At 63.5% G+C, this 14,215-nt stretch carries 8 protein-coding genes; 4 read left to right on the top strand and 4 right to left on the bottom strand.

The annotated features are described in order from the left end of the window. The first annotated feature begins 163 nt into the window (after positions 1-163). Together C266_RS03965 and C266_RS03960 are read left to right on the top strand one after the other, a co-directional pair. On the top strand, positions 164-1,663 hold the full coding sequence (locus C266_RS03965; protein ID WP_010804407.1) for an AMP nucleosidase: 1,500 nt from the start codon (positions 164-166) through the stop codon (positions 1,661-1,663). Between the two features lie 179 nt (positions 1,664-1,842). Continuing rightward, the gene (locus C266_RS03960) at positions 1,843-3,219 is read left to right on the top strand and encodes a gluconate:H+ symporter (RefSeq protein WP_010804406.1); all 1,377 of its coding nucleotides are present in this window, start codon (positions 1,843-1,845) and stop codon (positions 3,217-3,219) included. 109 nt (positions 3,220-3,328) lie between these two features. Here the strand turns inward: C266_RS03960 and C266_RS03955 are convergent, their stop codons facing one another. The 3 genes from C266_RS03955 to C266_RS03945 form a co-directional block, all read right to left on the bottom strand. Continuing rightward, entirely contained in the window at positions 3,329-4,582 is a 1,254-nt protein-coding gene (locus tag C266_RS03955) for an Hsp70 family protein (RefSeq protein WP_010804405.1), read from the bottom strand. Positions 4,583-4,670: 88 nt separating this feature from the next. Beyond that, complete coding sequence (locus tag C266_RS03950) at positions 4,671-6,059, bottom strand: MFS transporter (protein WP_010804404.1); 1,389 nt, start codon at positions 6,057-6,059, stop codon at positions 4,671-4,673. Positions 6,060-6,272: 213 nt separating this feature from the next. Continuing rightward, positions 6,273-7,499 carry a cytochrome p450 oxidoreductase gene (locus C266_RS03945; RefSeq protein ID WP_010804403.1) on the bottom strand — a complete coding sequence of 409 codons (1,227 nt, stop codon included), beginning with the start codon at positions 7,497-7,499 and terminating at the stop codon, positions 6,273-6,275. A 207-nt stretch (positions 7,500-7,706) separates the two neighbouring features. Here C266_RS03945 and C266_RS03940 point away from each other — a divergent pair, with 207 nt between their 5' ends. Continuing rightward, positions 7,707-8,342 (top strand): helix-turn-helix transcriptional regulator, encoded by a 636-nt coding sequence (locus C266_RS03940; RefSeq protein ID WP_051126133.1) that lies wholly within the window; start codon positions 7,707-7,709, stop codon positions 8,340-8,342. A gap of 64 nt (positions 8,343-8,406) precedes the next feature. Here C266_RS03940 and C266_RS03935 read toward each other — a convergent pair whose 3' ends face one another. Next, positions 8,407-8,952, bottom strand: coding sequence for a glutathione peroxidase (locus C266_RS03935; protein WP_010804401.1), 546 nt, complete (start codon positions 8,950-8,952; stop codon positions 8,407-8,409). A 663-nt stretch (positions 8,953-9,615) separates the two neighbouring features. On the opposite strand from C266_RS03935, the gene C266_RS26020 reads away from it, so the two are divergent. Then, the gene (locus tag C266_RS26020; RefSeq protein WP_010804400.1) at positions 9,616-14,106 is read left to right on the top strand and encodes an autotransporter domain-containing protein; all 4,491 of its coding nucleotides are present in this window, start codon (positions 9,616-9,618) and stop codon (positions 14,104-14,106) included. Positions 14,107-14,215: the final 109 nt, after the last annotated feature.

Below are 14,215 nucleotides of genomic sequence, written 5' to 3'. Positions count from 1 at the left end.
CGCAGGCATCGTTTCCAGCGACTGTCGACGTCCCTTGCTACCCGCGTCGTGTGGCGCCTCATCCCTGAGGCTCCGCATGACGCAGGGGCCCCGCGGACGTCATACAGTCGTGTCACAATAGGCGCATACTCGACATCATGAAAAAGACAGAAGAGGTTTGCGCATGTCCGAACAAGAACCGGTTCATGCCACCCGATCGATCGCAGATCCGGTGGAAGCCGTCGCCTACCTGAAGACGATTTACGATGCCAACACGGCGTATCTTCGCGCCGCTTTCGAGCGTTTTTCCACGCAGAAAGATCAGGCGCGGCGGGTGAGCGCGCATTACCCGTTCATTCGCATCACCACGGAAGACATCACCCAACTGGACAAGCGCTTGTCCTATGGCTTTGTGTCCGGCCCCGGCAGTTATCAGACGACGGTCACGCGGCCGGATCTGTTCGAGAGCTACTACATCGAGCAACTCCGGCGTCTGGCCCACAATCACGGCGTGGCGTTTGAAGTTGGCGTCTCAGACGAGCCGATTCCCGTGCACTTCGCCTATCAGGACGGCGTGTACCTCGAAGGCGATCTCGATCAGACGCACTTGCGTGCCATGCGCACGGTCTTCGACGTGCCCGACCTCGCCACGATGGATGACAGTATCGTGAACGGCACGCGCGATCCGCTGCCTGACGAGATACTGCCGCTTGCGTTGTTCACTGCGCCGCGCGTCGACTATTCGCTGCATCGTCTGCGTCATTACACGGCGACGTCGCCCGAGCATTTCCAGAACTACGTGCTCTTCACGAATTACCAGTTCTATATCGACGAGTTCGTCGAACTGGGCCGGGAACTGATGAGCGCAACGGACGATGCTGCAAAGCGCGAGTACCGCAGCCAGTACACGGCATTCGTGGAGCCGGGCAACGTCACGCACTGGAATCAGAATATCGACGCGCGCGACTCGCAGGGCACGCCGCCGCCGCGTTTGCCGCAAATGCCGGCGTATCACCTCGTGCGCCCGGACAACACCGGTATCACGATGGTGAACATCGGCGTGGGACCGTCCAACGCGAAGACCATCACCGATCACATTGCCGTGCTGCGTCCGCATGCGTGGGTCATGCTGGGGCACTGCGCCGGGCTGCGTAACTCGCAGCGTCTGGGCGACTACTGCCTCGCGCACGGCTACGTGCGTGAGGATCACGTGCTCGACGACGATCTGCCGCTGTGGGTGCCGGTGCCGCCGCTGGCAGAGGTGCAGGTCGCGCTCGAGCGTGCGGTGGCCGACGTCACGCAACTTGACGACTTCGAACTCAAGCGCGTGATGCGCACGGGCACGGTGGTCACTGTCGACAATCGCAACTGGGAGTTGCGCGATCACCGCGAGCCGGTGCAGCGCATGAGCCAGAGCCGTGCGATTGCGCTCGACATGGAAAGCGCGACCATTGCGGCGAACGGTTTTCGTTTCCGGGTGCCGTATGGCACGCTGCTGTGCGTGAGCGACAAGCCGCTGCATGGCGAGCTGAAGTTGCCCGGCATGGCGGACCGTTTCTATCGCGAGCGCGTCGATCAGCATTTGAAGATCGGTGTGAAGGCGATGGAACTGTTGCGCGATAACGGTCTGGATCGTCTGCACAGTCGCAAGCTGCGCAGTTTCAACGAGGTCGCGTTCCAGTAACGCGGCCCGGCGGCCGCGACGTTTCGACGACCGAAACTTGCCGCAATCCCCCTCGCGCCCCGTGTCACGGGGCCTTGCAGCCCGTGCGTGCACGCGGTTGCCTCCGGTAGCACAATGCCCGCACACACCGGCCGCAAGTTGCGCGCCGGTGTTCTCGTTTCCCGTCACCAAGGATCATCGTGGAGCTAGTCAACCACGTCGTGCCCTGGGCAGCGCACGACACTCGCCTTCTGCTGTCCTGTCTCGTCGGCCTAGTGGCCATCATCGTCTTCATCAGCGCTCTCAAGCTGTCGCCGTTTCTGTCGATCCTGATCGGCACGTTCATCGCCGGTCTCGGCGCGGGATTGCCGCTCGACGCGGTGGCCGGCGCGTTCAGCAAGGGGGCGGGTGGCCTGCTGGGTGACGCCGGCATGATCATCGCGCTGGGGGCCATGCTCGGGGCGTTGATGGCCGACACCGGGGCGGCCGACCGGATCGTGACGGTTCTGCTCACGTTCGCGAAGGGATCGGCGCTACCGTGGATGATGGCGCTGGTCGCGATGATCATCGGCTTGCCGCTGTTCTTCGAAGTGGGTCTGGTGATGATGGTCCCGATCATCTTCGTGATGGCGCGCCGGGCCAATACGCCAATCCTTCGCGTGGCGATTCCGGCACTCGCGGGCATGACCACGCTGCACGCGCTGGTGCCGCCGCACCCAGGGCCGCTGATTGCCGTCTCGGCGTTGCACGCGGATCTGGGCATGACGATGGGACTCGGCCTGCTCATCGCCATTCCTGCGGTGATTCTGGCGGGTCCGCTGTATGGCATGTGGCTCGCGCCGCGTTTGCATGTCGAAGCGCCACAGCAACTGGGCGAGCTGTTCACCAAGCGCGATGACGATGTAGCGCCACCGCCCTTTGCGGCGGCGCTGTTGGTGATTCTGTTGCCGGTCGTGCTGATGCTGGGGCGCACGCTGGCGAAGATCGCGCTGACGCCTGAGACACCGTTGTTCGACGCGCTCAATTTTCTGGGCGAGCCGATCATTGCGCTGGCACTGACGGTTGTCGTCGCTATCGTCGTGCTGGGTTGGAGCCGTGGATTGCCACGCGCCCGGGTGGGCGAGACGCTGCGCCGCGCCCTGCCGCCGATTGCCGGGCTGCTGCTCACGATCGGGGCAGGTGGCGGCTTGAAGCAGGCGCTGGTGACAGCGGGCATTGCCACGACCATCGGCAAGGTGGCCGTCGGCACGCATATGCCACTCATTCTGCTGGCCTGGCTGATTGCCGTGGCGTTGCGTCAGGCGACGGGATCGGCAACGGTGGCCACCACTACCACGGCGGGTATCGTCGCGCCGTTGGTGATGCATCTGCCGCCGGTGCAAGGCTCGCTCATCGCGCTGGCGATCGGGGCGGGATCGGTGTTCTTCTGCCACGTCAACGACGCCGGCTTCTGGATGGTGCGCGAATACTTCGGACTCAAGCTGAAGGAGACGCTGTGGGTCTGGTCGGTATTGCAGACCATCGTGTCTGTCGTGGGGTTGGCGATGACGCTGTTGCTTTGGCAGGTCTTCGTCTGACCGGATCGACCTGATTTGCCGCATGGCATGAAAAAAGCGCGCAGACCTTTCGGTCGCGCGCTTTTTTTCACCATCGCCAGACGGCGCTGGAGCCAGCGGGGGGAGAGGCTCAGGAAAACACGCGCTTGGCGTGAATGCCCAGACCCAGCGCCACGCTGGCGAGACGATCGCCGAAGACCGGCGTGGCTTTCGGGAAGGCCGCGCACATCGCGCTGGACAGGCAGCGAAGCCCGGTGGAGCCGCCCGTGAAATAGAGGGCATCGACATCCTCGGCGCGCAATCCCGCCAGCGCAGCCGTGTGCACGGCGCCTGCGGCGATGCTCGCGATTTCGTCGCTGACCGCTTCGATCAGTCCCGCTTCCGAGAACGCAATGGCCAACTCGCGTTCGATCAGGGACAGGTCGATGCACGTCTCACCGCCCGACGACACCTCGATCTTCGCGTCTTCGGCATGACCGACGAGCGCATGCCCGAGGCGTTGCTCCACCGTTCGCATGAGGCGTCGGTGATGCGCCGGATCGGCGTACAGATGCGCCGTAAGCGCGAGTTCGCCAACGCGCTTGGGCGTGTAGACGGTATTGATGAGATGCCACGTCGCCAGATCGAAATAGATCCGGTTGGGCACTTCCTTGCCGTCCGGGCCGAGTGCTTTGTAGCCGAGTTCGCGCAGGATCGTGGCCAGCTCGATGCGCCGGTCGAAGTCGGTGCCGGCGATGTGTACGCCGTGGTGAGCGAGCACGTCGCCCTTGCGCTCCAGATGGCGAGCGCGCTCCGGTCCGACGCGAACGAGCGAGAAGTCCGACGTCCCGCCGCCGATGTCGACGACAAGGACTTGCTGCTCGCTGGTCAGGCGCGACTCGTAATCGAATGCGGCCGCAATCGGCTCGAACTGGAACTGGACGTCCTGGAATCCCACGTCGCGCGCGCTTTGTTCGAGCGAGCGCTGCGCTGCGGCGTCGGCGCGCGGGTCGTCGTCGACGAAGAACACCGGGCGGCCCATGACCACCTGACGCAGATCGCCGCCGTCGGTCTTGAGCGCGTGTGTGCGCAGATGGCGCAGGAATGTGGCGATGATATCGATGTAGCGCATCGCCGAGCCGTTGCCGAGATCGGTGGTGCTTTCGATCAGGGATGAACCCAGCAGGCTTTTGAGCGAGCGCATCAGGCGCCCGTCGTAGCCATCGACATAATCGGAGACGGCTTGACGGCCGAATGAGGCACGGCCGCCTTCGTCGGCGTTGAAAAATACGGCGGTCGGCAGCGTGCCGTAGCCGGCTTCCAGTTCGACCAGACGCATGGTCGCGCCGTCTTGCACGGCGACGGCGGAATTCGAAGTGCCGAAATCGATGGCGCAAAAACTCATGGCGTTTGCGGCCCACGCAGGCGAGCCGTAAAAGGTCGGCAGTGTAGCACGGCCGGGTGAACCTGTCGGGACCGCCCGTGCGCGGCGGTCATCCGCGGGTCGATTTTGCGTCCGGCTGGGCGGACGGCAATGTGCGCAGGCTGCTCACCACGGCGGCTACCGCCGCGAACGCGGCGGCGAGGTACAGCGACGCCCGGGTGCCGAAGCCTTCCGGCGAAACGCTGAAAACGAGGGCGACGAGCGCGGCACCGGTCGTCTGTCCGGTCAGGCGTGCCGTGCCCAGCATGCCGCTGGCGCCGCCGCTGCGATGGGGCGGGGCGGACATGATCATCGCGTAATTGTTGGGCGACTGGAAGAGGCCGAAGCCGAAACCGCACAGCGCCATGCGCCAGACGATATCGATCGGATGCGGATGTGCGGGTAACAGGGCGAGCGCGAGCAGGCCGAGTGCGAGCGCGGCCAGACCGATTCCGCCCAGCAGGCCTGGCTTGTAGTACTCGAGCAGACGTCCGGCCAGCGGCGCGACGACAACGATGGTGAGCGGCCACGCGGTCATCAGCAAGCCGGTCTGAACGTGATCGAAGCCGAGGGTGTCCTGAAGGAAAAAGGGCAGTGAGACGAATGCGAGCATTTGCGCGCAGAACGACGCCATCGAGGTGCAGATCGACAGCCCGAAAATCGGGATGCGCAGCAGGTCGACGGGGAGCAGCGGGACGGGTTGGGTGCGTTGGCGTCGCACGAAGACCGTGCCGATGGCGATGGCGGCAACCAGTTCGACGGCCACGAGCCAATATTCTTGCCCGTGCCCGAAAGCGTCGATGCCGGAGATGAGCAACCCGAAGGTGAGCGCGCTCAACACGGCGCCGGCCCAATCGAACGGATGCGAGGCGCGGGCGGTGTCGGGCAGCGAGCGCACGGCGATGGCTAAGGCGATGATGCCGAGCGGCACATTGATGGCGAAGAGCCACGGCCAGTGCGCGATGGACAGCACCCCGGCGGCAATCGTCGGACCCGCGGCGGACGACACCGCCACGATGAGCGAGTTGAGCGCGACCCCGCGCCCGAGCCAGCGCGCCGGGTAGATGGCTTTCACGAGTGCGGTGTTCACGCTCATGATGCCGGCCGCACCGAAGCCTTGCGCCACGCGTGCGAACGTGAGCGTGACGAGTGAGTCCGAGAGGGCGCAGGCCAGCGAGGCGAGCGTGAAGAGTGCCAGGCCGACGGTGTAGACGCGGCGATAGCCCACGATCTCGCCCAACGCGGCAAGCGGCAGCAGTGAGATGGTAATGGCGAGCTGGTAGGCGTTGACGATCCAGATCGACGTGGCCGGACTCGCGTTCAGATCGCGTGCGATGGTGGGCAGCGCGACGTTCGCAATGGCGCTGTCGAGCACCGAGAGCGAGATGGCGAGCATGACGGTTGCAATGGCCCAGAGCCGGGCGGGCATGGGCATGCCGTCAGTGAGTGTGTCGGACATGAGATCTGCGGAAGTCGAAACGGTCGCGCGTCCGGACGTCGTGACGCCGATGCGCGAAAGGAAACCGCCATCCTGCCCGAAATCCCGGAATGGAGCCGTATCGTCGCGCAAAGCCTTGTGTTTACAGGGGCTTCAGGCGGTCAAGCTTGTTTTGTCTGATGGAATTTATGTTCCATCAAATAAAACTAAAGCCGATCAGGCGAAAGGCGTGTGTCACGACGACGGGCCGTCCTCGTGAAAACGCGCGATGCGAACATTGCCGAGCGGGTGATAGGCGATGCCGTTGGCGATCGACACGAGATCGACATCGCTGTCGAGCATCGTTTGTACGCCGACGGCTGCGATCGTACTGGCAGGCGAGCGTCCGGGGCATGTGTGCGTGCCGTGTCCGAAGGTCCACGCGGGGCTTTCAGGCGAGGCAACGGCAGATCCTGCGGCAAGCACGACGAGTATCGAGTCGTCGCGCGCCAGCGTCCGCTCACCGACGATGGCGCTCGCGTGCAGGAAACGCCGGGTGTTCTGCACCGGTGGATCGAGCCGGATGACTTCGCCGACAGCCGCGATGGCGACACGCAGATTGGCCGGAAGCGCTATGCGGGCGGCGTCGGCCGGCGGCATTGGCAACGTGTGCCGCGCAAGCCTGCGCAAACTGTTGGCCACGAGTCCCGCGCAGGCGTCGTGCGTTTGCGTGAAGAGGCCGGCGATATTCGCCGTGAGAACGCCATAGTCGACGGCGTCGTCGCGTGCGGCATGCCGGGCGGTGTGTTGCAACCAGGTGTTCGAGCCGGCGTGGTGCTCGAGCCAGCGTATCGCACGACCTCGCATCGTTGTGGCGGCGCTATGTCCGCGCGCCAACACGTCGGCACGCGGCGAGGGCTTCGCTGATTCGGCCATGGCGGCGACCAGCTTTCGGACGTCGTCATAAACGTCCGCCCACTGCGGGGAAGGAACACCGAGCCAGGCGGCGAGTGCGTAAATCGGCTGACGAAAGACGAAGTCGTCGAGGCGGGCGGGGAGGGCTTCGCCGCACACGAGGTAGGCGTCCGAGCAGGCGGCCTGGCTCGCCTCTCGCAGTGCGGAGAGCGTGGCGTGATCGGCGTGTAGCGCGGCGAGGCGCGTCTTCAACCACGGTTTCATTGCGGCATGCGCGACCCCGTCGTTCATGCGGACGAGCGCACCGAACCAGTCGCCGGCGGCACCGTCGGCCAAGGCTGCGGGCACCGTGGCTCCGTCAGGCCGAACGCCGCAGGCGGGGTGACCGAGCACTGCCGCCAATGCTTGCGGCCCGGCGGCGACCCACATGCCCAGCGAGGCGTCGAAGTCGAACGGACGCTGCTGCGCGAGCGACTCGTAGTATGGGTACGGATTCGGGTGGACGACCGCAGCCAACGCATTGGCCGGAGGCGGTACGGTAGCGACATCGACGTTGGCAGCGAACATGGCAGGGCGTCTCTACGGAAGGTCTCGACGGCGCCTATCTTCAGGCGTGATCGGTCCGACATGCTTCATGACGCACTGAAGTGTCGATCGCATTCGCGGGCCTATACTGCGGCTCATGTGCTTTACGGGAGTCTGTCTGTGGACATCGCAAGAGATCATGCCCCCGGCGTCAGTTCGCTGGCGGCGCTGCTCGCGGACGCGGGCCGCATGACCATGCTCTGGGCGTTGATGGATGGTTCGGCTCGCCCGGCGGGAGAACTGGCGTTGATCGCCGGGCTTTCCCCCTCCAGCGCCAGCGGGCATCTGGCGCGTCTTGTGGATGGCGGCGTGCTTGCGCAAGAAGCGCGCGGACGGCACCGATATTTCCGGATCGCTACGCCGGAGACGGCGGCCGCCATCGAAGCCCTGGCCAGCGCCGTGTTGGCAACGAGAGAGCTGCGCCCGCGTGCGGTGCCGGTCAGCCGTGCCACACCCGTCCCGCTACGTCACGCGCGCACTTGTTACGACCATCTTGCCGGAGAGATCGCCGTAGCGCTCTTCGAGCGGATGCGAGCGCACCGCTGGCTTCGAATCGACGGCAGCGATGTTGCGCTGACCGATGCGGGCACCACGGGCCTTACGGCCCTTGGCGTCGACGTGACTTCCGCCCGTGCCCGCCGCCGGCGTTTCGCCTGCACCTGCCCCGATTGGAGCGAGCGCAAACCGCATCTCGGCGGCGCACTGGGCGCGGCATTGCTCGGCACATGCCTTCAAGCCAAGTGGCTCGAACCTACGCGTGAGCCGCGCGTATTGCGTGTCACGCCGCTGGGTGAACGCCAGCTATCGGCCATCGCGCGGTCTTGACCCGTCACGACACGAATCCAGACGCGCGTGCGACTCAGGGGATGATGAGTCCCCTGTGCGGGGCTTACTTGGCCAATTCGGCGTCGATGGCAGCCACGAGACGCGGATCGTCGGCCTTTACGTCCGGCGAGAAGCGGGCCACGACCTGACCGTTACGGCCGATCAGGAACTTCTCGAAGTTCCACAGCACATCGGCGGGGTTCTCCCGCTCGACACCAAATCCTTTCAGACGCTCACGGAACGGGCCTTCGCCAATGGCCTCGGGTTGTGCCGCGACGAGCGCCGTGTAGAGCGGGTGGCGATCGTCGCCCAACGCTGAGAGCTTCGCGAACAGCGGGAACGTGACGTTGTATTGCGTCGTGCAGAAATCGAGGATTTCGGCGTCGGTACCCGGCTCCTGACCTTTGAAATTGTTCGCGGGGAAGGCCAGTACTTCGAGGCCGGCGGCGCGTTTCTCTTCGTACAGACGCTCGAGGCCTTCGTATTGCGGCGTCAGGCCGCACTTCGACGCAACGTTGACGACCAGACGCACTTTGCCGGCGTAATCGCCCAGCGTTGCGGTGGCGCCGTCATTGCGATTGACGGCAATGGTTTCGATGTTCGTGCTCATGGGAATTTCCTGTCTTTGATAGGTCAGGCGAGTGTAGCGCAAGCCCGTGACGCGCGCCGAGGGCGGCAACGCGTCGATGCGAATCAGTCAATTGATGAGAGAAGTAAAGAAATAAGCAATGTTATGTCGGCGTGCAAATTAAACGGTAAAGAAAAATGGTAATCAAGGTTTCTCAATGACACCATTTTTTACATCATTGTTACCGGAAATGGGACGTTTGGGGGACGATAAAAATTCTCTCGTTGTTTATTTTAATTTAAATAAATCAATGGCTTATTTTCAATCATCAAATCGCGATTGACAGTCGTGTAATCGTGTGGAAGGATTCGCGTGATCTGAAAAATTACCAAAAATAACAAGCACAACGTGCTGTCAAATAATAACGGGGTAGTCCGAATGTTTCGTGTCGCTTCTCGCAAAACCGGTGAACCTGCGTTGCGCGCAGGCGATCTTATTGCCGTGTCCCTCCGACGACCGGACTTATCTCGCGTTCCAGCGCAGTAGCGTTACTGCGCGTCTCCCGCCCGAATACCCGTTAGACCGATACCACCGGACTTCGCTTCGATAGCGAAGTTCTTGCGTTCGTGCGTTTGACGTCGTGCAAGGGCCTGTACCGAATCTCTATTCATCGCATCAGAAGAACACAGCCACCAGGGGAATCGAATGAATCACATCTATCGTGTCGTGTGGAGCGCCAGCCTCGGCATGTATCAGGTGGCGTCGGAAGTGGCGAGCGGCCGCGGCGGAAAGTCGCGCTCGGTCGACCGCCGCCGTACGCGCAAAACCGCTGCAGCGGCTGCTATCGCCGTGGTTTCGCTCAATGCTGCAACGGCGTACGCCGTATCTTCGCCCGTCGCCACGATAGGCGGCACGACGGCGCTCTTCTCGGGCGTTCAGGATATGTCGTCGCCGGATTGGAACTTCAACGGTACGTACCTGATCATTACGGGCACCACCTTTGCCACGATCACAGGCGGGTTGGGGTCGATCTCCAGCGTGGGCACGTTGAGCGGTGCTTACGCGCTGGCGTTTTCGGCCGCAGCGAACGTGACAAGTGTCGAGAACGACGGCCAGATCACTGCAACGGGCAACAGCTCGGGGATCTATAACGGCGGCACGGTCGGCACGCTGGTCAATCGTGGCTGGGTCACGACGGGGATGTACGGTGGAGTCAGTAACGGTGGAACCCTGACCCGTTTCGAGAATTCCGGCACCATTACGGGGGCGTCGCAAGGGCTGAATAACAGTGGCAGGCTGACGTCGGCGCTCAATTCAGGGACGATTCGCGCGCAGTCCGGTTATGGCGCGCTGAACTCGGGGCAGTTTGGTCAGTTGACCAATACTGGGTTGATCAACGGCTACTACTATGGTCTGGGGTCTGCCAACACAGGTGCGCCGAACCCGCAAATGGGCGTCGTGACGAACAGCGGCCAGATATCGGGGATGTGGAACGGGGTTCGGAACGCCGGCACCAGCATCGGCACGATCGAGAATCAGGCCAACGGGCAGATTCTCGCTACGGGCGATGTGACTTCTCCGGAGACCTCCGCCATCAGCAACGTCAACGCGAGCGTTAACGGTACCAACTATTCAGGGACGATCGGCACCATCAAGAACGCGGGCGTGATCTCCGGGGGGTACTACGGGATCTACAACGATGCCGGCATCGGCACCATCAACAACCTCGCCGGCGGGTTGATCACGGGGCTGGGCGGCGCCATCTCGAATCAGGCGAGTACGTCGTCCATCGGGCAGATCGTCAACGCGGGCACGATTGCCGGCTGGATCATCAACCGTTCGCCGAACAACCTGTACATCAGCGGCGCCACCGACGGCACCTTCGGCACGCTCACCGGCTACGGTCCGACGTATCCCAGTACCATCGTGAGCACGATCGCCGACGTGCACTTCAATGGTGGCAAACTGCTGCTCGACGATCACTTCGATCTGCAAAACGTCCGCACGGCCTATAACGACTCGTCGGTATTGCAGATCAACAGGGCGCTCCAGGTGGCGGGTAATTACTCGCAGGGTGTCGACGGTACGTTGCAGATCGGTGTGGCGAATGGCGCACTCACCACGGGCAATTTCGCCACCGATGCAGGGTATGGCCGGCTGCTCGTCTCGGGCAACAGCTACGTCGCGCCGGGCTCGACCATTGCGCTGCAATCGCTGGGCTATAACTTCGCGGCGGGCCAGCGCTACGTGGTGATCGACACCGCTGGCTCGGCCGTCTACAACGAAGGATCGCTGCGCTACGTGGTGAACGGTAATCCTGCACTTGCCGCCAGCGGCGCCAGGGTCGGTAACGGCAACAACCTGGATCTGGTTGTGACGATCTTCGCGCCGCAGTTCCTCGGCACGATTGGCGGCACGACGGCGCTCGTGCCCGGCACCCCCATCGACGCGTCGCCTGTGTGGAAGTTCGACGGCGCGAACGTCACCATCTCGGGAACGACGTTCGGCTCGATCAACGGCTCGCTCGGTACCCTTACGAACAACGGCACGTTGACCGGCACTTCGGCGCTGTCCGTCGGGGGTAACGGCGGCGGGATCGGCCGCATCGAGAACAACGGTCAGATTCACGCAACCGGCGCGACCGACTCGGCGATCTACAACGGCGGTGTGGTCGGCACGCTTGTCAATCGGAGCACGCTGCTCTCGGACAACATGGCCGGCGTGAACACGGTGAATGTGCTGACCCGGCTTGAGAACAGCGCACAGATCACGGGCGACCGGTTTGGCGTAGTCAACACCGGAGTACTGACCACGGCGGTCAACACGGGCACGATCTTGGCCACCACGACGCAGTCGATAGGCTCGGGCGTGGCGAACTCCGGGCAGGTCGGCTCCATCAACAACAGCGGCCTGATCACGGGCTACACGGGCGTGGCATTGGCCCCGTCGGGCAACATGTCGCCGCTCTCGTCGTTGGGGACATTAACCAACAGCGGTCAGATCGTCGGTACGTCCGCCGGGCTGTCGAACTACGGCAGTACGATTTCGACCATCGAAAACCTCGCCGGTGGCCGATTCACGGGCACCGATACGTTCTACTCGTCGGGTATCAACAACTTCCGCTCGACTGCCAACGGCACGATCTACGACGGGACGATTGGCGCCATCAATAACGCAGGCACGATCTCCGGCGGCTACTACGGTATCTACAACGATAGTGCGATCGGTACCATCAACAACCTTGCGAGTGGCGTCATTACCGGCTTGGGGGGCGCGATTTCGAATCAGAGTGCGACGTCGTCCATCGGCCAGATCCGCAACGCGGGCGTGATTGCCGGCTGGATCATCAACCGCTCGCCGAACGATCTTCGGATCAGCGGGCCCACGGACGGCACGTTCGGCACGATCACCAGCTTCGGTCCGAACTACAGCGGCACGATCGTCAGCACCAATGCCGATGTTCGTTTCAACGGCGGCAACCTCGTCGTCGGCAACCATTTCGATCTGGCGGGCACGCGCACAGCCTTCAACGACGCATCGGTGTTGCAGGTCAACAAGGCGATTCGGGTCTCGGGCAACTATGCTCAGGCCGCCGGCGCGACGCTTCAGGTAGGCGTGGCAGCCAATGCGGTCACGACGGGCGACGCGGTGACCGATAGCGGCTACGGCAGGCTTGTCGTGAGCGGCAATACCTCGCTTGCGGCCGGGTCCAGCATTGGCCTGCAGTCGCTCGGCTATCAATTCGCCGCCGGTCAGCGCTTTGTGGTGATCGACACGGCGGGCACTGCCACCTATAACGCCAGCTCGCTCGTCTACCGGGTGAACGGTTCGACGACGCTTGACGCAAGCGGTGCTGAAGTGGCGAACGGTACGCACAAGAATCTGGTGGTCACGCTCGCCAACGGAACCGGGGCGAACAACGGCAGCGGCAATGGCGGTATCAACACCGGTGGCAACACGGGGGGGACGGGCGGCGCGGGTGGCGGTAGCGCCGGCAGTAACCTGGAGGCCGGCAACGGCAGCAATAACGGCGGCTTGCCCGCGTTCGATCCGCGCACCAACGCCACCATCGCGTCGACACCGAATGCTTCGTCGGCGCTACATGGGTTGTTGGGCTATACCGGCGTGAGCGATCCGCAACTGCTGAATCTGTTCAACGCCACGCTCGGCTCGCTCAGCGACCGTTCGGCGGACTCGGCCAATCGCATCGGCAAGCAACTGGCGCCCGCACAGAACGCGCGTGCCGCCGGGGCGGCCACGTTCGACTCGCTGGGGGTAGTCAATTCGCACGTCAACGGCCTGCGCGTGGCTCAGGCGGGCGGCACCGGGGTCGCCACGGGCGACAGCGCGGCCAACTGGGGTGTCTGGGGACAGGCGTTCGGTGGTCACGCCAGTCAGTCTGCGCGTGACGGTGTCGATGGCTACAGCGCCAACTACGGGGGGCTGCTTGTCGGGGCCGACCGGGCATTCGGCGATCGCGTGCGAGCCGGTGGCGCGTTCCAGTTCTCGCGCACCGTCATCAACAATGACGGCAGCACGGCCGGCAACACGAGCAGCGTAAATGGGTACGGGTTGATCGGTTATACCGCCTATACCGGCGAGCCGTGGTACGTGAACCTGACGGGCTCAGTGGTGCTGCAACGCTATGACTCGAAGCGCTTCGTCACCATGCAGGGCTTCAACGGCGTGGCTAACGGCAACTTCAACGGTCAACAGTACGTGACGAGTGCCGAATTCGGTTGGCCGCTCGCCGTTGGCCGCGCCGTCGTCACACCGCTCGCCAGCATGACGTATAGCTATCTGAATCAGAACAGCTATACGGAAACGGGCGGCAACGGCTCGGCATTGTCGGTGGGTAGCGCGGGCAGCAGTTCGGTGCGCAGTGCGTTGGGCGCCAAGATTGCGGTGCCGTTCGAGACATCGACGGGCACGTGGGTCCCGGAACTGAGCGTGCGTTGGATACACGAGTACAACCGTACGCGTCAGGCAACGGGCGCGAGCTTTGCCGCCGATCCGATCGGGCAGACGGGCTTCACGACCGTGGGCGCCACGCCGGTGTCGGATCTGGCCGAGATGTCGCTGGGCCTCACGCTGATGAAGGCGAACAACCTGAGCGCGTCGATTCGCTACGACCTGCAAGCGGGCTCGGGCTTCGTGTCGCACACGGGTATCGTGCGCGTGCAGCAGCGTTTCTGATCGCCTGGCACGTTCGGACAGTGCACAGTGCCGGCGGTCGCAGTCATTGACAGGGCTGCGACCGCCGTGAAAGTATCGCGCAGTGCCCACCGTTCCCCCCAATTCTTGT

It is taken from the genome of Pandoraea sp. SD6-2, from assembly GCF_000389825.1.
In the GTDB taxonomy this organism is placed as follows: domain Bacteria; phylum Pseudomonadota; class Gammaproteobacteria; order Burkholderiales; family Burkholderiaceae; genus Pandoraea; species Pandoraea communis.
The sequence above is the reverse complement of the archived record's forward strand: the minus strand, read 5'-3'. Positions and strand labels throughout refer to the sequence as shown.